We start from the raw sequence: 23,898 nt of genomic DNA, 5'->3' as shown, positions 1-23,898 counted from the left end.
ATTTATGTACTCTAATCAACCCGATATTGGTTATGTTCCTACCCCTCAAGATTTGCTAGAGGATGTTCTCCGTTGGGTGAAAGTTGGTGCTGATGATGTTTTATATGACCTAGGTTGTGGAGATGGACGGGTAGCGATCGCCGCCGCCGAAAAATTTGGCGCGAGGGGAGTTGGTATTGATATTGACCCCGATCGCATTAAGGAAGCCACAGAAAATGCCAAAATAGCCAGAGTTAGCGATCGCGTCATCTTCCGTCAAGCCAACCTGTTTAACAGTAATTTTCAGGAAGCCACAGTTATCTTTATTTATCTGTTACCTCAGCTTAACCTACGCTTAAAACCCCAATTATTCCAACAACTACAGCCGGGAACCCGCATTGTCTCCCGCGACTTTGATATGGGAGAATGGACCCCGGACGCTGTACTGCATTTAACCCACCCCGAAGAGGAATGCACATTCTATTTTTGGAGTATCCCAAGTCCGGTAAAATAATAACTGTTATTCAGATTCGTAAAAACCAGAAGGTGAAATGGGAACAATGTTAGTTTGTTGCTGGTTATTTAGGGCGCGGTTATTCCACACAGCGATCGGCAACCACAAAAACCTAAGATGCTATTAATACTCTACCATGAAAATTGCGATTCTATCTCAAGATAGTTCCCTTTACTCTACTCGGAGACTGAAAGAATCAGGGGAACAGCGGGGCCATGAGATGCACGTAATCGATTACCTGCGCTGCTACATGAATATTACCTCCCATAAACCCATGGTTATGTATGGGGGAAAACCCCTAGAAGGATTTGATGCCATTATTCCTCGTATTGGTGCATCTAAAACCTTTTATGGTACTGCTGTTGTCCGCCAATTTGAGATGATGGGTGTGTTTACTCCCAATGAGTCTCAAGCCATTTCTCGGTCTCGTGATAAGCTGCGTTGCTTGCAATTATTAGCCAGAGAAGGCATAGGTCTTCCGGTGACAGGATTTGCCCATTCTACCAAAGATATTGATGGTTTGATTAACGTAGTTGGTGGGGCTCCCTTAGTGATTAAACTGTTAGAAGGAACCCAGGGAATTGGTGTAGTTTTAGCTGAAACATACCAGGCTGCCAAGTCTGTAATCGAGGCTTTTCGGGGACTTGATGCTAATATTTTAGTGCAGGAATTTATTAAGGAAGCTGGGGGGGCAGATTTACGCTGTTTTGTCGTTGGTGAAAGGGTAGTAGCTTCCATGAAACGCCAAGGCGCAGAAGGAGAATTTCGATCTAATCTTCACCGGGGAGGAAGCGCCCAAAAAGTCAAATTAACCCCAGAAGAAAGATCAACCGCTGTCCGCGCTGCTAAAATTATGGGGCTAAAAGTGGCGGGGGTGGATTTATTACGATCGAATCATGGACCTGTGGTAATGGAAGTTAATTCCTCTCCGGGACTAGAAGGAATTGAGACAGCAACAGGAGTAGATGTACCTAGGAAAATTATGGAGTTTCTGGAAAAGTATGCCGCACAAGGTAATGCGCGCGATCGCACCCAAGGTTAAAATTTCCGATCCAAGTAGCCAATTTAATGATATCCTAGGGAGGTAGGTTTCTTTTGTGTATTAACAAAGTTGGATAATTATGGAAGTTAATGACCTAGGATTTGTTGCCAGCATTCTTTTTGTGCTAGTTCCTTCCGTGTTTCTTCTGATTCTGTATATCCAAACCCAGAGTCGCGAAGGCAAAGAAGGATAAACTCACATTTTGCCAGTTTTTTCCTAATTAGAAAAGCGCCGAGGCTATTAGCCAATAGCGCTTTTTTAGTCATGATTCTTAGTTAAAGCATTCCCGTTGCCAACATCTGGCGTTGATAGCCAATATTAGCCTGTTTTAGGCGTTTGACCGCTTCCGCCAAGCGATCGCAATCAGCAATCAGACTAATCCTAACATAGCCTTCTCCTCCCGCCCCAAAAGCATTACCTGGAGTCACCACCACCCCAGTTTGTTGCAGGACTGATAGGGCAAAATCCGTTGAGTTCATACCCACGGGACAGGGAGCCCACAAATACATCGCCGCTTTGGGTTTAGGAATATTCCAGCCCAATTCCCCCAATTCTCGGACTAGAAAATCCCGGCGGGTGCTATACCTATTTTGCACCTCTTCCAAGTAGGAATCTGGCAAATTTAAAGCTGTTTCCGCCGCCGATTGTAAAGCCGAAAATAAACCATAATCTAAGTTAGTTTTCAGAGTTCTTAATCCCTGAATTACTCGCGAATTTCCCACCACAAAACCTACCCGCCAACCCGCCATATTATAGGTTTTTGACATGGTGTGGAACTCTACCCCAATCTCTTTACCTCCCGGAATTTCTAGTAAGCTAGTGGGTTGATAACCATCAAAAGCTAGTTCCGCATAACAGAGGTCATGAACCAATAGAATTTGATGTTTGTGGGCGAAAGCCACCAAATCCTCAAAAAACTCCCTGGGGGCGGTTGCACCTGTGGGATTATTAGGATAATTAAAATAGAGAATTTTGGCGCGATCAGCAATATGATCCGGGATATCTGCTAAGTCTATAATCCAATCATTTTCTGGTTTCAGGCGAATTTTGTAAACATCCCCCCCAGAAATTAACGGACCCCGAAAATGGGCGGGATAAGCCGGATCTGGCGATAAAACCACATCTTGAGGGTTGACATAGGCTAAGGCTAAATGGGTGAGACCTTCTTTAGACCCTAATAGGGGTAAGGCTTCACTATTGGGGTCTAGGTTAACTCCATAGCGACGGTGATACCAACGAGTAATGGCCGCGCGGAAACTAGCAGTCCCTTCAAAGGGTGGATAGCCATGATTGGCTGAATTTCGCAAGGCGGCGATCGCCGCTTCTACTACAGGTTCAGGAGTCGGTCCGTCCGGGTTTCCCATACCCAAATCAATTAAATCAAGGCCTTGTTCACGGGCATGGGCTTTTAATTCATCTAATCGCGCAAATACATAGGGGGGAAGCTGTTTAACCCGATCTGCTGGGGTAATCCAATCTAAATTCATGTTGATTTCTGGTTGTTAACTTAAAAGTCAGTCGAGGGAATAGGGGGCGGTTTGACAGGTGAGTTGATAGTGCAATTTATTTTGATTAGTGATTAATTGCCCCAGACCTGAAGACAGATTAAACCGCCCATAGTTAACCTTTAACTCTTAGTTGCGCCCACAGGTACAGTAGTAGAAACCATGGCTGCCATTAATGATTCTGGGCAAACTTTAAAGGGTAGTCGGTGAATGTCAGACTTTTCACCACAGGCAATTTCTGCCCCATGCCTTAACTCGGCTAAGGTAATATTTCCTAACCCCAAATCCGCCAAAGTTTGGGGTAAGTGGATATCGCTATAAAACTTCAACAGTTGCCCTCTAGCAGAAGCTGCTAGTTGATTTCCTTGCAACATTTCTTCTAGGCGCAACTGTACTAAAATGCCATAGGCGACTTTTTCTCCGTGAAGGGTCTTGTGGGTGGCGGATAGGTGAGTTAAACCATTATGGACGGCATGGGCCGCTACAGTCCGACACTGCGCCCCCCCTAAACCACCGATCGCCCCAGCCAGTAAAACTGTGGCATCAACCACTTCTCGCCAGGTTTGGCTTCCGGGTTCATTGAGGGCTGCTACGGATTTTTGAAACAAAATGTCCCGCAGGACTCTCGCCTGTTGCACTGCCGCCACAATCAGGGTTTCTTCTGAATGTCCGCTACTGACTGACGCTTCATACCATTTGGCGATCGCATCTCCAATACCAGCAATTAAAGTCCGCATTGGCGCTGTTTGAATCAGGCTATAGTCCAGGATTAGCAAATCAGGACACTTGGCTAACCCTACATCATACAAGAATGCTCCCTCATTTGTATAGATATTTGATAGGGCAGTCCAGGCGGCGCAGGTCGCCCCAGAGGTGGGAATAGTTATAATGGGTACTCTCGTCCTATAAGCTAGGAGTTTGGCAAGATCTAAAGCCTTTCCGCCGCCAACTCCGATCACCAAGTCCCCTTGATGGTCCGCGCCAATTTGTTGGAGTTTCTCTAAACTGCTTTCGCTACAGTCGGGGGTATAGTTAGCCCAATTAGCCTTGAGTTGATGGGTTTCTATAATCGGTTGTAAATGGGGTTGAATTAATTTTAGGGTGCGATCGCCTCCCACTATTACCGGACGACTACCAAAGGCGGCGATCGCCTCTCCCGCCTCCGCCAGTCTGTCAACTCCTCGAATTACTTGGGCTGGGGCAATACTTAATGCCGGAGTTGGGCTGATATAAGTGGTTTTGGTCAATAGGGGAGAGGATAAAGGTTCCATACAGGCCCTCGCAAAATTCGTTAAGTCGCTAATTCTAGCCGATTTTACTCATAACTGGGAAGATCTCATCCCATTAATTTTGATTTTACATACATTTTGCTAAAACTTCCACCGTTTGCTCTCCGGTTTTCTCCCAGGAAAATTCTTGACATCTACTGAGTCCTTTTTCTCTAAGTTGCCCCGCCATTTGTGGATCGCTGATTAGGGTTTTCATGGCGGCGCTGATCTCTTCTACTTCATAGGGATTTATCAGTAGGGCTGCCTCTCCAGCTACTTCCGGCAATGATGCTAAATTTGACGTGATTACAGGGGTTCCACAGGCCATAGCTTCTAAGACCGGAAACCCGAAACCTTCCCATAAACTTGGGAAAACTAAGGCGATCGCCTGATTAATTATTGACGGTAATTCCCCCGCTGCCACATAGTCTAAAAATTTTACCTGTTCCCTTAGTCCCAATTCTTTTACCTGTTGTTTTAATAGGGGTGTATAGGTGCTGTCACTCGGCCCCGCTAACCACAGTTCATAATCTTTCGGTAATTCGGAAAATGCTGTAATTAGCCTCGGTAGATTTTTATAATGATCATGGCGACCAATATACAAAAAGTAGTTTTGCGTCGGCAAATCTAAAAATTGAAACCTCTGGCGATCGTACCCTAATAAAATCGGAGTGATTTTCCTGGCACTAATTCCTAACATCTCCACTAAACTATTCCCCGTCGCTTCCGAATTACAAACAATATGTTCCGCTTGTTTTAGCACCGCCGGAACATAGGATTTGAAATAAGCTGTTAATCGCGACCCTCGCTTCGGAAATTTTAGCGGAATTAAATCATGAGCCATTACCATTGACCTACAACCTGTATATAAAGGCGCTTCTGGTAGGGGTGAAAATAACAACGTAGCCCCTGATTTTTTATAGATTAATGGTAAGTTCAATTGTGTCCAAATTAATCGCCTCAAATGTCCCTTTGTACCATGGTCAGGTGTCATATTATTCGGAATTTTATGGCATTCATAACCACCTATATCATCAGCAGTTAGCAATAAAGGCTCTAGGGGTTTCAACCAGGGTATAAGATTAGAAGCATATACTGATATACCTGTGGCTTTCGGTATTAAAACTGATAGATTAATTGCTAACTTACCCTTCAATTATCATCTCCTCAATAAATCTCTATAAATAGTAATTATAGCCTGGCTTAATATCCCCATATTCCATAACTTACTCCTTGAGGATATATTCATTTATGTCAATATTCCATCAAGAGCCGATAACTTTTACTTTGGATGTGGACATAAATTTTTCCTGCCACTATTTCCCATTCTCTTATAATAGGTCAATAAAGGGAGTTTGTCAATAGGTAATTATGGGTATTTAGTCAAAAGCGATCGCACTTCATAACCAGATATATCTGAGGTTAAATGAATATTTTATATGGATTCGATGAAGTCCATTAAATTGTCATAATTTCTATCAACAACCTAGCCATTTGTGGCTGTATGCTTGACAAAAACCAGTTTTTGTGAAAAAATATCATACACATGGTATCGTGGCTGTTTTTTTGAGAATTTTAGGCTATAAGTGAGACCTAAGCCATTTTTAGCCTCTGGAGTTAAGTTAAATCTTGTGGGTAACGATTCCCAATTGTTGTAAATGCTGACCGAGTTTAGATGGTGTCTGAGAGGGTTGGCTATCCTCTACAGAAACCGATGCTGATGTGTCTGACGGTAACTCTTCTGGGAGAGGAATCCAATGACCACGGCTATCATACCAACGCAGCCAAAAGCGCTTTAAGCCTTGGTATTCTCCAGACCACAAGCCGAGACCCAAATCTAATCCAGGAAACCAAAACTGATTGTTGTTTAACTCCTGTTTCTGATAGCGATCGCCTAACAGCTTAAACAACTGTAAACTATTGGTAGTATAGTCAAAAATCACATAGAAAGGAATCCCCAGAATTTGCTCATAAACCTCCCAAGCTGTAGGTTGTTGAGGTGATGATGGTTGTTTGGCTGATTCATCTCGGCTAGGGAGAAACTCCATAACCATTGCTGGTCGTCGTCCTTCCTGCCAGGTATAATAGCCTTGTTTCCGAGGTAAATCAACTAGAGACTCAGATAAACCAACTACCGCAAACCAATCGGGATATTCGCACCAGGTGGGGTGATTAGGGTCATAATAGAGACTCATATTATTAGCCATCAAAATCCGATCTCTCGAATATTGAGGAGGTGCAAAAGTTAAGCAAAATAATTCCGACTGTAGCTGACTATAGCTGCGATTATCTCCGGGTTGTTTACACTTGTTGACATCCATAATAACTAACTAATAATTACTGCAAATAATTTTATCCCAAAAGCCTATATTTCACATAGTCTACAACTCCGATTAATTTAGCTAAACTAGCCTGAGAATAACGGGGAAAAGTGATTAGGGAAACCACAGTAATCCGTAGTATTCGATACCAGCAAGCCGAACTTTTAGCGTGTTTTTCTAAACTCAGCAGATAGCTATAGATACTATGTTTGAGTTTCAGATGAGGATTTCTCCCAGTAATCGATGAGGGATGGTGAATTACCCCAATATGGGGAGTCATCCCAATTTGATGTCCGAGTTTACTATAACGCAAACACAGGTCAAAATCTTCGTAATATAAAAAATAATCTTCATCAAACTGAGGACAGTTTCCGAATTTTTTGAGATTAATTAACAAGCTACAAGCGGTAACCCAGGTAGTGGGGATGCAATCAGAGACCGATACTGGGAGATGCTGTTGCTGGACAATCAAGCCAGTTTCCTGTATAAATTCTCCTCCCCCAAACCAAACCCGTCCATCAGGTTGATAAACTAATGTTCCCAAAATTGAGAATTGGGGATTTTTCCTCAAGACCGCTAAAATTTGGTTAGGGGTATCTTCTGGAATGACAACATCAGGATTAACTAGCCACACCCAAGCATTGTTGTCTCGCTGATAAACCCACTGTAACCCCAAATTACAGGCGCGACCAAATCCTAAATTGTGGGAAGCATCTAAAATAATGACTTGTTTGGTGTGTAGTTTCCAGATGCTTTTATCTTGGGGGGAGTTGTTGACAATAATAATCTGATGGTCAAGACTTGAACTATTAGCGATAGATTGAATGAGTGTCTCAATCAAATCAGTAGAGTGATAATTAACAACTATCCAATAAATCACAAAAGCTGGTTTTAGATATAATCATAATTTGGGTTTATAGAAATAACCCCAGGGTAGCCATAATTAAGTAAGTTGAAAACAGCATATATATGTCGGCACATATTCCCATTCTTATATAGTAAGTCAAGTCGGATAATTTGTCAATAGTAAGGATGAAAAAAAGATGGTAGGAACAATGGGGAAATTGCTCCTACAGAGAGAAGGGAAGAGATGAACAGATTAGGAAAATCCCATCAAGTCAATTCCACCTGAGAATCATCCCCCAACATAAACCGTAAAGCCTTGGGTCTTTGTGGTGCGGTAGTCAATTGAGCGCGGCGACCAATTAGAGTATCAACAATGCGGTGATTAATATTAATAATTTTCGCCTCGGATAAAATCACACTATGCTCAATTTCAGCATCAATCAAATTGACAGCATCAGCAATACTGGTATAAGGACCAATAAAACTATTTTCCAGGTGACAATTTTCGCCAATTATGACGGGACCCCTAATAGTACAGTTAATCAACTTAGTTCCCCGACCAATTTTAACCCGTCCAATAATCTGACTTTGGGGGTCAACATCTCCTTCAACATTATAGGTAGAACGTTCATCCAAAATAATCTGATTAGCACTGAGTAAATCATCTTTTTTACCCGTATCTAACCACCAACCTTCGAGGGTACAAGCATCGACTTGCTTATCAGTGTTGATTAGTTGTTGAATAGCATCAGTAATTTCCAACTCTCCCCTAGCGGAAGGCTGAATATTAGCTATAGCCTCATGAATAGTATTATCAAAGAAATAAACCCCGACCAAGGCTAAATTTGAGGGAGGATTTTGGGGTTTTTCTACCAACTGTAATACCCGACCATTATCACCGACAACGGCGACACCGAAAGAGGTGGGATTTTCGACGGGTCGCAGCAAAATCAAACCATCAAGCTGCTTTTGTTTAAACTGTTCCAAAAAGGGAGATAGGGGATTTTGAATTAGGTTATCTCCCAAGTACATAATAAAGGGAGAATTACCCAAAAAAGGCTGGGCAATTTTTACGGCATGAGCTAGACCAGCGGGGGTATCTTGCAAAATATAAGTAATTTTTGCGCCAAATCGATCGCCTTTACCTGTCAAACTTTTAACTTCTTCGCCAGTTTCAGGACTAATAATAATGCCAATATCGGTAATTCCCGCCGCGACAATTCCTTCAATTCCGTACCATAAAATAGGTTTATTAGCGACGGGAACGAGTTGTTTTGCACCAGTATAAGTGAGGGGTCTTAGTCGAGTTCCTTTACCACCAGAAAGAATTAATGCTTTCATGAAAATTCACCTAATTAGGACTGTTTTAGAAAAGTTTTTAACAGGCTAGAAGCCTGTTTTAGTGATGTTTTAGCCTTGGTTAACTAGGGTTTTGAGCATAGTTCGGAGTCCAGACCGCCACTGAGGAGGATGATTTCCCAGGAGGGTGGCTAACTTTTTACCATTCAAAACCGAATAAGCCGGACGACGCGCGGGAGTAGGATATTCAGCGGTTGTAATGGGAATAACCTGTTGAATTTTCAGAGGTAAACCCAATAATTTAGCTTCCTCAAAAATAGCGATCGCAAAATCATACCAACTGGTAACACCACTATTAGTATAATGATAGATACCAGATGTTTCTGAATTTAATTGGGGAATTAACCGGACAATTGCGGTAGCTAAATCTCCTGTCCAAGTGGGAGTCCCCACCTGATCCATGACGACTTTCAACTCTTCTCGTTCCCGACCTAAACGCAGCATAGTTTTGACAAAGTTTCCGGTTCCTCCTGCGCCATAAACCCAGGCGGTGCGAATAATGGCATAATTCGCATCAGTAGCTAAAATGGCTTGTTCTCCGGCTAATTTTGATGCACCATACTGTCCTAATGGGTTAGTGGGGTCGGTTTCGACATAGGGATGACTTTGGGTTCCATCAAAGACATAATCGGTGGAGACGTGAATTAATTTAGCATTAATCCGCTGGCTTTCGGCGGCTAAAATACCGGGTGCTATGCCATTAATAGCGGTGGCTAAATCGGTTTCTGTTTCGGCTTTATCAACGGCTGTATAGGCGGCGGCATTAACGACTATATGGGGTTGAATCTCTGCCATTAATGATGAGATAGCATCAGGTTTAGCTAAATCTAGGGTATCTCGTCCGACGGCGAAAACCTCACCCAGGGGAGTGAGTAAAGGTTGTAATTCTGACCCTAATTGTCCGTTTTTTCCAGTTAGTAAAATACGCATTATTCAAAAATCTCTGCATTGGTCAAAGTGTTGCCATTTTTATCTTTTTCAGATAACTTAGGTTCTAGGGATTCTCGGGGCCATTCAATGGCGATATCTGGGTCATTCCAGAGAAGCGATCGCTCATACTGTGGTGCATAATAATCAGTGGTTTTATAGAGAACCTCAGCTACAGGAGAAGTTACTAAAAAACCATGAGCAAATCCGGGAGGAATCCACAATTGTTGCTTATTTTCAGCACTCAGATAATAGCCTACCCACTGACCAAAAGTTGGGGAACTTTTCCGAATATCTACTGCTACATCAAAAACTTCTCCTAGGACTACCCTAAGTAGTTTACCTTGGGTTTGTTGAATTTGATAATGGAGACCCCGCAACACTCCTTGACTAGACCGAGAATGATTGTCTTGTACAAAGTCTGTGGTTACACCTGTTTTTTCGGTAAATACTTTCTGGTTAAAACTTTCAAAGAAAAAACCGCGATCGTCTCCAAAAACTTTGGGTTCTACCAGGAAAACATCAGGAATTTTCGTGGGAATAACGTTCATTTGACAGTTCCGCAAAATGGCATCAATATCTAGTTTACTATATGGGGGGATATAAAATCATCAAAGTTGAGTAATTTGCACAATTACCTTTCCATTGAGGCGGAAAAATTGATGTTTATCTGGGTCATAAACCCAAGCCTTGATTTGGGTTTCTCCGGGTGGTAGAGATTCGGGGGGGAGGGTGGTTGTCCATCTTGATTGTTGGTAGCGATCGCTTTGGAGAACATCGGCTAAGTCAGGACTGTATAAGTTCACATAAGCACTAGCAAAAAATAGCTGTTGGTCGTCTTTAGATAAAAATACTAATTGTGGTTGTTGGTCTCGGTCTGGTAAAATTGCCCAACCTCTGAGAGTTAAGGATTCTGATGATTGAATGACTTGGGGGGAATTAGTATTTATTGGAAAGTCAATATAACCATAGTTTAACTCAGGATGATCGGTGAATTTAAGTGGGTCAGCGAAATTTCTAAAGCCGATATTTTGCAGAGATTCGACACCTTCTTGAATCCACCAAGTCGATCTACTGAGGGGGAGCAAACAACGTTGAGGTGAGTTTTGAAAAAAGGTTGATTGTGAGTCCAAATAGGGAAATAAATATAGACAAGTTTGCGCGGTTTGGCTATAAAATAAATTGGTCTGAACTCTGGCGATCGCATTTCCTGAACTCACCCAAACCAAACAGGCTAAAATTCCACAAATAAAGCTATAAATTAAAGTAGGAATAGGCAAGTTAAAACTAGGATATTTCTCAGAAATCCACTGAATGCTGAGATAAACTATGGCAATTAGTAATAATGTGCTATGGCTAGTATAGCGAACGGCTGTTAGGGGATAGTTCGCGCCCAAATCGACCCTTCCCCAGGTCATTAATAGAGATGTTAATAGGGCAAATATTCCCAAAGAAATCCAGGGACTAGCATCTAAAAATGTTTGAAATTTCCAGTATTTTCGGCTATGATAGTATAGTAAATACAGGAAAAATATCAGAATTACCAACCCCAATAACCAGGAGATTTGGGGAGATTGAACTATGGGTGCAGCCAGAACATTTAACCAGAAATGAATAAAGGTATAAACTCGCACCCAACCGGAGAGGGTAATAGATAATGGTTCACGTTGATAACCAATGGCATATAATCCACAGGATAGCAAAAAGAGGAGTAACCAAATAAGCGATCGCTTTCTTTGCTGTGTAGCATTTCCTGGTAGAGAAATTAGGGAAGGGATAACCGCCAACCAGGACACCAAACCTTGGGCGGAGGAAAAACTAGCGATCGCACATAAACCAGCAGCTATCAAGAACTTATAGCGATGATTTAAGGGACTTGGCATGAAGATTAACACCGCGAAAATCAGGCAAAAATTAATCAAAAAAATGGGGATTTGAAACCCCCAAAGCCATTCTTGATTGAGTGAAAAAAACAGGATACAGGTGAGCAAATTAGCCAGATGAAAGAGGTAAATATGAGTTACCCCATTTGCCAAAACTGACAATTTATATAACCCCAAAAACGAGATAATTGCCAGACCCAGACTAAAATATAATTCGGCTTTAATATTCCATTGGGAGAGGAAACCCAGACCGATAAAAATCAGTCGAGGAAAGAGAATTCTATGGGTGTTGTGGAGAGCAAATAAATCAGCAAAGGTTAAATTCCCGGTAGCGGTCTTTTCAAATAAACCGGGTAAAACCCACTGGTCAAAGGAAGGCACATCTACAGCAAAGTACCCCACAAAAGCGATCGCACATAGTACAGGAAGGAGATAACAAATCCACAATCCAGGATGAAATTCAAGTAGCGATCGCCGAGGGGTATCAAACATTTAAAGTCAATTAGGCTTATCTCAAGTTAGTGATACTTTCAAACTTACCTGTGAGTCGGCTAAACAGCATTTGCAGAACCGTGCGCTTCCCGATATTAACCTTAGTATTGACTGCCATACCAGACTGCAATTTAATCTGAATTTCCTGTCCTGGTACATCTTCATTGAGCATAAAATATTGTCTTTCCAACTTAATATTTGCCCTAAAGGAAAAGAATGGGCGACTTTCTTCAGGGGGAATAGCATTTTGGCTAATCCATATCAACTCACCCGGAACCGTGCCAAACTCATTAGAAGGGAAGGCATCAATATTAACTTCCACCCCAATACACTGCTCATCAGCAATGCCAATTTCCTCTCGTGCCGCCGCCGAAGTAGGACAGATGCAGTCTTTTTCCACCTGACACTCAATCACCTCTCCTGCCACTTCCTTACCATCAAAAGGAGTCAACAACTCCCGTTTCGTCCGCAGAGCATTTAACACCAGTGCCATATCACTGTTATTGATATGAACCTCTGCTTTTAAGCCTTCATCATCATCTAAAATCGTGACCAGAGGTTGAGTTTGTTGAGCCTCAAAATAGGCTTCATCACAACGGGAAGGCATAGGATCGCCAGGTCGGAGAATGGAATTGATGACATAGGAGCAAATCTCATCCTGATTCATATCCAAAGCAGCATTAGATTTAGTCGAAGGCTCCAATTCAAAGATAATCCCCGAAGCAGGTGCTCTCAAAACCTGAGTATTTCTCTGTTCCTGCAACTTTTCAATTTGAGACTTAATGTCAGAGATTCTTTTTTCATTCTCCAATCGTGAGCGGCTGAGTTGAGAATCAGAGCTGGCAATTTGTTTATGATTTTCTTGAATACGATTGTAGATATCTCTAGCCCAGGAATCCTTAGTATTTTGCAACTCTTCCTGAGCGCGGGAGATGGAAGCCAGAGTGCGCTGTTCTTCATTTTCCAGGCGTTGAATTTCTGCCCGTTGCTCTTGAATCTCCCGACGGCGCTGGTTAATTTCACCTTGGCGCTGTTCAATTCTATCTTGTTGTCCGATGACTTCATTTTGACTTCTGAGTATTTCCTGTTCCCGCTGTTTGCGTTGCAGGTCAGACATAGCCCCTTGCTCAACCAACGGAGAAATCTGAGCTAAAATCGACTCATTAACACTCAGGAGTTCCTCCGACTTAGATAACTGATTGCCAGCCAAGTTCAACTGCTGTTCCGAATAAGTCAATTGATTTTGTGTATATTCGAGCTTTTCGGTGGCAGCACGCAAAGAATCTCGATTTTGCTGAAGCTGTCTTTCCAGTTCTATAATTTTCAGTTGGCCGGTAGCAACTCTTGATTGATATTCAGCGCGATAGTTAGCCACTAAACCAGCCATAGCCGGGCTAAAACTCATAGCAGTTCCTCGGCCATGGTAAAGTTCGTCCACCAAGGATTGTAGAGTTTGATTTTCTTGACTGCGAGCTTCTCTGTCTCTGACCAAATCTGCTAACTGTGGGGGTAAGTTAGTAGTAATTTGATTATTAACAATGCTCTCATAGAACTCGTTTTCCTTTTCTAGGGCGGCTCGCAAACTTTCAACCGCGCGCAGATCAGCGCTAGGATTAGTGGGGCTAAAAGTAAGTATAGGCTGATTTCTTTCGACCCGATCGCCATTTTCCACGTGCAAGCGGACCACCGCGCCAGTAGTTGGGGCTTGAATTTCCCTAGCTCCCGATGTCAGGGCCAATTGTCCCATAGCTGGAACCGTTTGCTCAATATTAGCAAAATAAGCCCAAATGACCGATGTGGTGCTTACTAGCATAATCATCCACAGAAACAAGTGGGAGAGGAGGCCAGGTTTTTCTAGGATGACCGGTTGTTCAGAAATAGATGCTGATTTCATAAGTCCTGTTATCTGTTGTTCAATACCAATAGAAAATGCTTAAAAACTCGACTCCTCTACCACCAATGACGTTGACCGCCTTACTGTTGTGCCTCTTGTTGTTGATACAGGCAATAGTAACGTCCTTTGATAGCCATTAACTCATCATGGGTTCCTTGTTCTACAATGGAGCCTTGATCCATCATAATGATAGCATCCGCATTTTTGATAGCGCTGAGGCGGTGGGTAATAAAGAACACCGTCCGATCATGAAATTCTTGACTGAGATTTTGACTAACTAAGCGTTCTGACTGATAATCGAGGGCGCTAGTTGCCTCATCAAGAATCAATAGCCTTGGCTTTTGTAGAACCGTGCGGGCGATCGCAATCCGTTGTCGCTGTCCACCAGAGAGACCCGAACCACGCTCACCCACCACCGTATTGTACCCATTAGGTAAACCCATAATAAACTCATGGGCATCAGCCACCTTAGCTGCTCGGATAATTTCATCCGTACTAGCTTCTGGGTTAGTGAGGGCGATATTTTCCTGTACTGTCCCACTAAATAGCAAAGTATCCTGAAGCACCACCCCAATTTGACGACGGAGGGAATATAGTTCCACCTTATTGATATCGTAATTATCAATTTTAATCCGGCCCGACATAGGTGGATAGAGACGTTCGAGGATTTTCATCAACGTACTTTTACCGGAACCACTCAACCCCACAATTGCCACAAAGGAGCCGGCCGGGAATTCTAAATTAATATTTGCCAATTGCAAAGGGCCACTGGGTCCAAAACGGAAAGATACCTCTTCAAAGATAACAGAGCCATCAATTTCCGGCATGGGGATATTATTGCGATCGGCTTCGTCAGCTTCAGGAGCCGTATCTAAGACATCTCGCAGACGTTCTACAGACATTCCCACCTCTTGGAAACTTTGCCACACACTGACAAAGCGCAACAGAGATCCGGTCACGTTTCCAGCAATAATTCGGAAGGCAATCAATCCCCCGATAGTCAGTTCATTATTAATCACCAAATAGGCCCCTACCCACAACAGAGCCAAGGCTGAAAGTTTATTCAAAAACCCACTAATGGAGTTAGCAGCGGTCTGGGTGAGAATAGTTTTGAAACTAGAGCTCATATAACGGGCATAGCGTCCCTGCCATTCCCAGCGGGAGGTCAACTCAATATTTTGAGCCTTCACGGTTTGCATACCGTTAAGCACCTCCACCAGATAGGCTTGGGAGTGACCGTACAACTCAGCTTTTCTCCTGAGTAGTCTTTGGATAATGGGGGAGTTGATGATAATAATCAGAGCAAACAGGGGTAGGGGTGCTAAAGCCACTAGAGCCATAGTCACATTCAGATAGAACATGACCGCCACATAAACCACGGAGAACACCGCGTCCAACACTACCGTTAAGGCTGTACCTGTGAGGAAGTTACGGATATTACTGAGTTCCCCCACCCGTGCCATCAAGTCTCCCACCTTGCGGTTATCGAAATAGTTGAGAGGTAGGCGTAATAGGTGGTCAATTACTTCGGAACTGAGTTTAACATCGAGTCGGTTGGTGGTGTCAACAAACAGATATGTTCGCAGCGCAGACAGCAAGGCTTCAAATAGAGCTACCCCCAACATCAAAAATGCCAAAATATTGAGAGCGTCAATGTTGCGCTGTCCCATCACCTTATCGATGATGATCATGGTCAGCAGGGGGTTAACCAAGCCGAAGAGTTGCACAAAGAAGGAGGAGAGCAGGACTTCTACAAATACTCCCCGGTGTTCCATAATGGCTGGAACAAACCACCAGAAGCTGAACTGTTCCTGCTGGTCGCCTTTGGTTTCTTGGAGTAGGAGAACTTGACAGGCTTCTCCGTAAACTTCCACAAACTGGCCAGGGCGCATCCTTACTATCCCTTCTTCTGGGGATGCCATGACCAGTTCTTTTTCACTGATGCTATAAATGATCGCAAAGCTATTGCGCCACGGGATCATCGCGGGAGCCTTGAGTCGGCATAAGGCTTTGGAGGGGACTTGCACTAACTGGGCGGTAATTCCCATCATTTGAGCGATCGCACCACAGGCTTGCAGGGTTAAAGAACCCGCCGTTTCTAGCTGACCTTCAATGATGCGCCTAATTAGTTCTTTGCGGAAATTTACCCGAAAATGCTTACTCAACATATTGAAGCAAGCTAAGGGAGCGTCAACAGTACCCCGTCCCCGCACTAGGGGGAATCTTTGAATTTGTTGGGACGAGTCTAGTTCTGGCTCTGGCGGGGTTTCTGGCGCGGGGATAACATTCGGTAATAATGCTTTTAACCCGTCCTCTGATGTGTCTTCTTCTGATACTACTTCCGTCCGCGTTGGTGCTGTTCGCAAACCTACCAGTCGCGCTCCCCTCGGTCCTTCGACTTTCAGGCTTTTACCCAAGGTTTCTAAATTGATGCCATTTCCGATAGAATAATCTCCCACCACTCCGCTACTGACTAACCAGAGACGATTGGCATCTAGTCTGAATTTTAGATCTGAGCCTTTGGTTTGACCGTTTAGCAGGTTGACGACGATCGCATCTGGCCAATATTCTTTGGTCATTTCTTTGATGTTACCGCCGGAGTTCGCCACCTGTTGCAGGTTTTGGCTCAGTAATTCAAATACTTCTGATATGGCTGCATGGTCCCGAAATGCCTCCGCAAACTGGGGTTCTTTCTCCATTAGTTTCATAAAGACCGCCGCCGGGATGCTTATACAAATCATCTCTGTCGAAGCGATCACTGTTTCGCAGGGAACTCCCCTTAGCAAACCAGCCCATCCCAGGATTTCTTTGGCTCCTAGTAGTTGTAAGCTGGTATGGCGTTGGCTTCTGGAGTCGTATGCTAACAGTCGAGCTTGTCCCTGGTAAATTACTGCTACCTGGGTGGGGAGTTTGTCTCGCTCAAAAATTGGTTGTCCTGTCCGGTAGCTTAATAACTGACATTGCGGTAATATGTCTCGTAGCCCCTTTTCGCTAATGCGATCGAAGGGGCTAATTTCCAGCAGAAATTCCTGGATCTGTAGGTTGGAAACGGCAGATGTGGTCATGATACGGAAGACACCTCAGTATGCAGGGGTTCAAGACAGCCAACTTTGGCTATTTCCTCTCGGAGCCAAGTCTCAAATAGTTCGTCAATTAAATGACGGCGCATGGACTCATCGAGTTGGGCTGGGATAAATTTTTCTAGTCTAATAATTACCATCCATTCTGATAAGGGACGCGGGGGCCACAGTTGTCCCGGTTGACTTACTGCTAACAGTTTACTAATTGCCGGGTGGGGTTGAGCTAAGGACACTGGCCCCATGATTCCCCCAGTTCGGGATTCTGGCCCATCTGAGTATTCCCGTGCCGCTTCGGAAAATTCTTGCTCTCCTTCGGATATACGAAAATACAATTCGTGGGCTAGTCCGGGATTTTTGGTCCTGATTAAAGAATACACTACATGATCTAAGCTACTTTTCCGGGTGATAAAGTGGCTTTCTACTTTGTTAGTCCACCGTTCCCGCTTGAATTTTTCTATTTTAATCGGACGCTCGGCGATCGCCTGAGCTTCCTCTAAGGTTAGTTTATTTAAGTTTAACCAGGCTTTTTGAGCTTCTGGAGAGGTCAGTTGGTGTTGGGCTGCAAATTTTTCCAGCGCCGCCGCTGCTTCCTCTTCTGTACAGGTAATGTCGGCGATCGCTTCGTCTAAAATTACCTCCCGCACAAATGGCACCATCATCTGATAGTGCTTTAGTCGCGAGGGGATCTCCTCTGCCTTAATAATAGTCTCTCCGACTTTGTACACTCCGGTCATTGCTCTCTCCCACTGACTGGGGCTTCCCCCTGAGCCTTTATCGCTTCACTACCCTAGGGCAATGATTGTGTTTACGCAAGTTTTTCATATTATGCACCGATGATAACAGACCTTTTGCCGCTCCTGTCCTGACGAAGCAAAACAAGTTTCGGTTCCGCCTGCCATACCACTGGCTTCCCTAAATTATTGCCTAATATATTCTATATGTTGCATCATCAGACTATATTCACACTCTCCCTTATATACCATTCCCAATCTGTAGCGATCGCGTCAGGAACATTGATTGACCCCCCTCTATTCCTGATCTCCTCTTTTCCCCTTCTCCACAACATTTAAACATTTTTTTATTTTTGCTATTGACAAATTCCCTTTTTTGTGATATTGCTTACACCTATCAAGGTGGTGAGTCCAGACCCCGTTATGGCCATTAACCTCAAAACTCGTGACGCGCCAGCCATAATTAGCGCAGTGGCTAGGCGGGGGACACTGGCTGACCGACCCAGCACTAGGTAAGCATAGCATACCTGGAAACTCCTGATATATCTGGCTTTGCTAGTGATTCGTGTTTCGGGTTAACTCCCTCCAAGTCTCAGTGATATGGGCTATTAGCGGAAATTTGCATAAAACACGACCATTATACCTTCCTATATTGTACAAAATTTAATTATAATGTCAAGTCCCTAAAAAATAAAGTTTTCTGACAATAGGATAAAAGGCGCTTTTCGGGAATTCAACTAATCACAATTAACCGGAAATTGGCGATTAATTGAAGGCGTTGTAAAGCAGACTTACGGGATAATTGGCGGTCAAAATTAGGGAGTGTGGTGGCGACCATAAAAAACCCAAACCGCGTGGCGATCGCTCAATATTTCACTGATATCTTGATTAAGGTTCATCAAAGGTCGTTCATCCCATAATTCCAAAGCAATTTTAGCCACATAAACCCAGAGACTGACTTGGGAAGGTGATTCGTCAATATGGCGTTTTAAGTATTTCCAGACTCCGCGAGTAAAATTTACATAATCACCCCTATCTTTTTCATCATCAAAGTGGTCACTAGGGGAGAAAATGAATTTCAGAAAATCCTCAAATAAATAATTAGGAATCACCGCATTATGATAATTTATCCCCAATTGATAAGCCGGCTTATATAGCATAGCAGCCAACCAAGATTGACAACAATTTTGAACAGAAAAACCCTGAGAAACCCGGATTTTTAATGATTCGACAAACTCAGATTCGCTGGGGGTCAATGTCAACTCACGGATACCACTATTAAGGATAATTTTATGTACTTTTCCTTGAACACCATCAGATAATTTTTGCAAGGAAGCAGCCTCAGATTTAAGCCAGAGCATAGCCGTCAGTTTTCGCAGGAGTCGAAGGTGTTGCTGGGTAGGTTGATGATGGGGGTTATGACGATATTGATTAACCAATTCTTCGGCTAAGTTTAGATAATCTTGGGGAGACTTAGACAGCAGTTGATAAAAGATATATTCTTTGATATTTAACCCCAAAAACCGATAGTCAGGGTCAATAATCATTTTCCGATATAGTCGGCTATAGTCTCGGATATTCTCACCAGCGATAATATTGAGTTGAGTTTGTTGTTGGCGATGAATTCGCAGGGTAGATAAGGCTTGATCAACAAAGGCTATTTGATAATCTGCCATAATTCTAAACCACATATCTGCATCTAATAATTGATGTAGGTCGGGGTCAAAGCCTCCTAATTGAGAAAACACATTACGCCGAATTAAAACAGTTGTCGGTTCGCCGATTTTATTTAACCGACCTCGGAAGCATTTAGGGTCTGATAATAATTGGGAACCGGGTTGAATGGTTTTTAAGTTTGACCAGTCTTGATGCAGGTTTTGGGTTCCTTTGTAGGCGGCTTGACATTGGGGATGAGTCTGGGAATTATCATCAAGGATAATATGGCGGCGGGAGAAAACTAAACCAATTTCTGGGTTGGCTTCAGCCATAGCCACGAGTTGTTCTATACAGTTGGGTTCAAGGGTATCATCTTGGAATAGGAATTTAACATATTTTCCTTGAGCTTGGGAAATACAGAAATTGAGGTTATCAACTAAACCATAGTTAATATGGGTGAGGATACGAAAAGGGATAGGTGATGAGACTTGCAAAGATTTGGCGATCGCTATAGTATCATCTATGGAACCATCATCGACTAGGATGATTTCACAATTACTATAGGTCTGGTTTAAGGCGCTGAGAATTGCTTGTTTAATAAAGGTTTCGCCGTTGTAGGTGGGAATGCCAATACTGACCAAGGGAGGAGTTGTCGTTTCCGGTGACAATTCCTTAATGGGAACTGAACGTATGTCAGTAAAGTTTTGGGTAGCATTTTGAATAATTTGCAGGCGAGACAAAATGCGATCGCCGATAGTTTGAGGACTTAATTGGGTTCTGATATCGGTAGCGGCTTGCTGACCAATTTGATGAGCAGCTTCTGGGTGATTAACCACATATTGCATTAACTCAGCCGCCTGTTTAATATTGGGGGCAGCCCACACATTCCCCGGTCGATAGGGTCCGTCTGTTTGGTCAATTAAAACTCGCCGATATTTGACCAAAAAACTATTGGCTAAATTCATAAATTCCGTATTGGAAGAATAGCCAGTAGCTATGACGGGTTTACCATAAAACATAGCTTCCGCCATGGTTAAACCAAAACCCTCGGAACGATGTAGGGAAATATAACAATCACAGTTATAAACTAAACCATTAATTTGTTCCCGTGATAAATAGCCATCAATAATTTGAATGGCTGGACAATTAGCGATCGCTTGAAAAAGGTGATTTCTTTCTTTGGGGAAACGATCAGAGTTAGAACACTTTAAGATTAACACCACATTAGTAGGATGATTTCCGAAAGCGGTTTTAAAGGCTTCTACTACCGCCAAGGGATTTTTGCGTGCTATGCGGCTATAGAAATCAAACATAAATAAAAAGATAAACTTGTCGGGGGGAATTGATAAATTTTCCCGACTTAAATTGACCTCTGGCAGTGACACGGTAGGCATCATTTTAATTACGGGAATTGGCGACACCCGCCGAATAGCAGAGACACAATAATCACTATAAGTCCAGATTTCGTGAAATAGAGAAAATGCCTTAACCCACTCTGGGGGAAACTCTGGTAATTCCCACGCCCAGAAACCGATATTATATCGATTTTTAAAATAGTCAGCACCGACAATTTGAGCAAATCTCAACACATCATTAGCATTAATTTGAATTAAGTTTATGGGATAAGGATGTGCGGAAGTAAAATTGTCAAAGCTATGATCTTGTTTCCGGTGAGGACTCCCGGTAAAGTTATTAATTGCCACATTTAAGTTAACGGCTTCCATAGCCCTCAAGGTGGCGCGTACTCCTTCACCAATGCCAAATTCTCCATTAACAAAGCCAGCGACATTAACACCTAATTCGGGAGTGATAACTTCCGGTTTTTGGGAAGGTGCGACTGTTTCTAATTTGGCTAAAGTTTGGCTATAACTACGGGAAAACCACAATAATCTTCGTAACTCAGCGGCGTTATATTGAGCGATTTCGGTAAACTCTTCTGGTGGGATAGCCTTCTCGGTTAACAAGTGCAAGGATGAACCGTTAGAGTAAATATTCAAGCCGAATTTTTGGGCGATTATTTGTAATGATTGGGGTGTGTAAATAGCTATATGCTGTCCTTCCTGGGGTGCATAATACCACCACTGACCAGGGTGGGGATTATGGGGGGGGAGAAGTTCGGTTGAGAAGAGAATATTTTTAGATAATTTCAGGATCTTGTTGATTTCATCTAGGGGGTTAGCGAAATGTTCAAATAATTCAAAGGCGGTGATGAGTTCATAGGGGTTGTCTGGGTTTAAATTGGCTTCTAACCCGGTGGCTAAAAAATTGGGACAGAAGCTATCATACCAGTCAAATTTAAAGCGGATATCTCGCATGAGGCGGACTAATAAACCATAACCGCCACCATAGTCGAGAAACTGATTATCGGGATTAAAAAATTTGGTGATGATTTGGCTGGTTAGTTGCGCTAACATGAGATTACGGAAAACTAAACCATCGTCGCTGTTAGCAATGGGGTGCTTATAGGCTTCTGGCAACCAGTAGGGATTTTCGGTTTGCACAAATCCGCAATTCTGACATTGAAAATAGTTAACATTATATCTGTTCAAAACTATGGTTTGACCGAAGGGTATCGTAGCGGAGTCACAAATTTTACACTGCATAATTTACCGATTGTATTAATCACAGACGATACTCTACTCCCTGTCAATGGGTTTTGACAAGGGGGAGATCATGGTAAAATGGTGGGAAAGTGTGTCTAATTGCGAATATTTGGGCGCACTATAGCCAACAGGATTATAGTTTAAACAATCATTGGGTGAAGACATTGAATTCGGAATTGTTGAGGGTGTTACCTATAGATGCCCGTGTCATTGTTGAAATTAGCGATCGCCCTAACCCAGATGTGAAGTCAGCCTATCTGCGGAATAACCCAGAATGCCAATATTGGCAGATTTCTCCCCATCAGGACTTGACAAAAAGCACAATTTGTGATTCGATGGGGAGGATAGATGTTTTGGTTTATGGCTGTGTCAATTTTCCGGATCAGGATTTTGGTAAACTGGTAAATGATTACAGTGGCTGGCTGAAACCTAACGGTCAATTTATCGCTGATATTCCTAACAGTCAATATTGGCGGCGGCTAGTTAGTTTACCGTTGGATAAGCCACAGTTGTCGAATGTAGGTTTAAGTTTACAGGAAATCCGATCGCATTTTAACCAAGCGGGATTATATATCTATGAAGTGCGGACAAAAGGCGATCGCACTTGGGAGTTTAACCAGTTTTTAGAGAGACAGAAATCAGCCAATCCCTCTACTGTTGTCTACCTGAAAGAGTATAGAGCACAAACGGTAGCGGAAAACTATCTAGTGCGGGGCATAAAGTCGAGTCACCCCCCAAGACGGCTATTAATCCAAACGGCAATCATGGCACCAACTGGGTGCGATCGGATTCGAGTTTTAGACCCCGATCGCTTTAGTGCCACTATTCCTGGAGTCCGCACCTTTTCTTCAGTCAGATCAGCGCGAATTATACCCACTATACCACAGGAAGCCAAAATTTTCATCTGGCAGCGCACCATCATGTCAGCGGGAGAACATCTTTCCGTGCTGAAAAGACTACTACAGGAAAACTATTTAATCATTGCTGAAATTGATGATAACCCCCTACGTCGCCGAGAATATGCAGATCATAATTATCTGAGTTATCGAGGCTGTCACGGTGTCCAAACCTCCACCAAACCTTTGGGAGTATTTCTGCAACAATTTAATCCTAATATAGCAGTTTTTCCTAACCAACTAACCGAAGTTTCCCCCCCACGCCATAATTATGACAACGAGAAAATCAGTCTATTTTTTGGTGCATTAAACCGCGAGAAGGACTGGGAACCCATTATGGCATCTCTAAATAAAGTTTTATCCGCCAATTCCGGTCGAGTCCTGGTGCGAGTAGTTCACGATCGCCAATTTTTTGAAGCCTTAGCCACTGACCAAAAAACCTTTGAACCTTTCTGCCAGTATAACCGCTATTTAGAAATTCTGCAAAACTCCGATATCGCCTTACTTCCCCTGACCCCCACACCAGTTAATCTCATGAAATCAGATTTAAAATTCCTAGAATGTGCAGGTAGTGGGGTAGCCGTCCTCGCGAGTCCTACCGTTTATGAATTATCTATTCAGCCGGAAAAAACCGGGTTAATTTATCGGACGATCCGAGAATTTGAAACCCAACTCAACCGCCTAATTAATAACCATACCTTACGCCGCCAAATTGCCGAAAATGCCTATAATTGGGTTAAACAAAATCGGCTACTTTGTCACCATTACCAACAGCGTCACCGCTGGTATTTAGAAATGTGCGATCGCCTCCCAGAGTTAAACAGACAACTCCAGCAAAGAGTCCCGGAACTGTTTAATAATCCCTAGAAATAAATCCCCCCATGTCAGTGATATAGGGGGGA

Annotated in this window: 17 protein-coding genes; 4 read left to right on the top strand and 13 right to left on the bottom strand. The window is 43.1% G+C overall.

Features of this window, described 5'->3' with window-relative positions:
- Positions 1 to 4: 4 nt before the first annotated feature.
- The 3 genes from NLZ44_RS18315 to psbM all read left to right on the top strand — a co-directional run bounded on the left by NLZ44_RS18315 (position 5) and on the right by psbM (position 1,728).
- Positions 5 to 493 carry an SAM-dependent methyltransferase gene (locus NLZ44_RS18315; RefSeq protein WP_493750704.1) on the top strand — a complete coding sequence of 163 codons (489 nt, stop codon included), beginning with the start codon at positions 5 to 7 and terminating at the stop codon, positions 491 to 493.
- Between the two features lie 136 nt (positions 494 to 629).
- The gene (rimK, locus tag NLZ44_RS18310) at positions 630 to 1,535 is read left to right on the top strand and encodes a 30S ribosomal protein S6--L-glutamate ligase (protein WP_006620359.1); all 906 of its coding nucleotides are present in this window, start codon (positions 630 to 632) and stop codon (positions 1,533 to 1,535) included.
- 79 nt (positions 1,536 to 1,614) lie between these two features.
- On the top strand, positions 1,615 to 1,728 hold the full coding sequence (gene psbM / locus NLZ44_RS18305; protein ID WP_006617301.1) for a photosystem II reaction center protein PsbM: 114 nt from the start codon (positions 1,615 to 1,617) through the stop codon (positions 1,726 to 1,728).
- Positions 1,729 to 1,810: 82 nt separating this feature from the next.
- Here the strand turns inward: psbM and NLZ44_RS18300 are convergent, their stop codons facing one another.
- The 13 genes from NLZ44_RS18300 to NLZ44_RS18240 all read right to left on the bottom strand — a co-directional run bounded on the left by NLZ44_RS18300 (position 1,811) and on the right by NLZ44_RS18240 (position 22,100).
- Positions 1,811 to 3,022: an aspartate aminotransferase gene (locus NLZ44_RS18300; RefSeq protein ID WP_493750703.1), complete on the bottom strand. Its 1,212-nt coding sequence runs from the start codon at positions 3,020 to 3,022 to the stop codon at positions 1,811 to 1,813.
- Positions 3,023 to 3,162: 140 nt separating this feature from the next.
- A complete protein-coding gene (locus tag NLZ44_RS18295; RefSeq protein WP_006620363.1) occupies positions 3,163 to 4,311 on the bottom strand; it encodes an iron-containing alcohol dehydrogenase family protein in 1,149 nt (382 codons plus the stop codon).
- Positions 4,312 to 4,396: 85 nt separating this feature from the next.
- Complete coding sequence (locus NLZ44_RS18290) at positions 4,397 to 5,464, bottom strand: glycosyltransferase family 4 protein (protein WP_493750702.1); 1,068 nt, start codon at positions 5,462 to 5,464, stop codon at positions 4,397 to 4,399.
- Between the two features lie 466 nt (positions 5,465 to 5,930).
- Complete coding sequence (locus NLZ44_RS18285) at positions 5,931 to 6,629, bottom strand: Uma2 family endonuclease (protein WP_111892192.1); 699 nt, start codon at positions 6,627 to 6,629, stop codon at positions 5,931 to 5,933.
- A 31-nt stretch (positions 6,630 to 6,660) separates the two neighbouring features.
- Positions 6,661 to 7,470, bottom strand: a complete 810-nt coding sequence (locus NLZ44_RS18280) for a glycosyltransferase family 2 protein (protein WP_493750701.1) — start codon at positions 7,468 to 7,470, stop codon at positions 6,661 to 6,663.
- A gap of 272 nt (positions 7,471 to 7,742) precedes the next feature.
- A complete protein-coding gene (locus tag NLZ44_RS18275; RefSeq protein WP_006669749.1) occupies positions 7,743 to 8,816 on the bottom strand; it encodes a glucose-1-phosphate thymidylyltransferase in 1,074 nt (357 codons plus the stop codon).
- 69 nt (positions 8,817 to 8,885) lie between these two features.
- A complete protein-coding gene (rfbD, locus tag NLZ44_RS18270; protein ID WP_493750700.1) occupies positions 8,886 to 9,764 on the bottom strand; it encodes a dTDP-4-dehydrorhamnose reductase in 879 nt (292 codons plus the stop codon).
- Positions 9,764 to 10,312, bottom strand: coding sequence for a dTDP-4-dehydrorhamnose 3,5-epimerase (rfbC, locus tag NLZ44_RS18265; RefSeq protein WP_111892198.1), 549 nt, complete (start codon positions 10,310 to 10,312; stop codon positions 9,764 to 9,766). The genes rfbD and rfbC overlap by 1 nt, the downstream gene beginning before the upstream one ends.
- A gap of 60 nt (positions 10,313 to 10,372) precedes the next feature.
- The gene (locus NLZ44_RS18260; protein WP_493750699.1) at positions 10,373 to 12,136 is read right to left on the bottom strand and encodes a hypothetical protein; all 1,764 of its coding nucleotides are present in this window, start codon (positions 12,134 to 12,136) and stop codon (positions 10,373 to 10,375) included.
- Positions 12,137 to 12,152: 16 nt separating this feature from the next.
- A complete protein-coding gene (locus NLZ44_RS18255) occupies positions 12,153 to 14,030 on the bottom strand; it encodes an HlyD family secretion protein (protein ID WP_493750698.1) in 1,878 nt (625 codons plus the stop codon).
- 80 nt (positions 14,031 to 14,110) lie between these two features.
- Entirely contained in the window at positions 14,111 to 17,095 is a 2,985-nt protein-coding gene (locus NLZ44_RS18250) for an ABC transporter transmembrane domain-containing protein (RefSeq protein WP_493750697.1), read from the bottom strand.
- On the bottom strand, positions 17,092 to 17,844 hold the full coding sequence (locus NLZ44_RS18245) for a peptidylprolyl isomerase (RefSeq protein ID WP_315660647.1): 753 nt from the start codon (positions 17,842 to 17,844) through the stop codon (positions 17,092 to 17,094). Before NLZ44_RS18245 ends, NLZ44_RS18250 begins: the two co-directional genes overlap by 4 nt.
- Before the next feature lie 812 nt (positions 17,845 to 18,656).
- Positions 18,657 to 22,100, bottom strand: coding sequence for a glycosyltransferase (locus tag NLZ44_RS18240; protein WP_493750696.1), 3,444 nt, complete (start codon positions 22,098 to 22,100; stop codon positions 18,657 to 18,659).
- A gap of 89 nt (positions 22,101 to 22,189) precedes the next feature.
- On the opposite strand from NLZ44_RS18240, the gene NLZ44_RS18235 reads away from it, so the two are divergent.
- Complete coding sequence (locus NLZ44_RS18235; RefSeq protein ID WP_493750695.1) at positions 22,190 to 23,863, top strand: glycosyltransferase family protein; 1,674 nt, start codon at positions 22,190 to 22,192, stop codon at positions 23,861 to 23,863.
- Positions 23,864 to 23,898: the final 35 nt, after the last annotated feature.

Source organism: Arthrospira sp. PCC 9901 (assembly GCF_059013425.1).
Note: the sequence above shows the minus strand (reverse complement) of the source record. Positions and strands in the feature narration are given on the sequence as shown.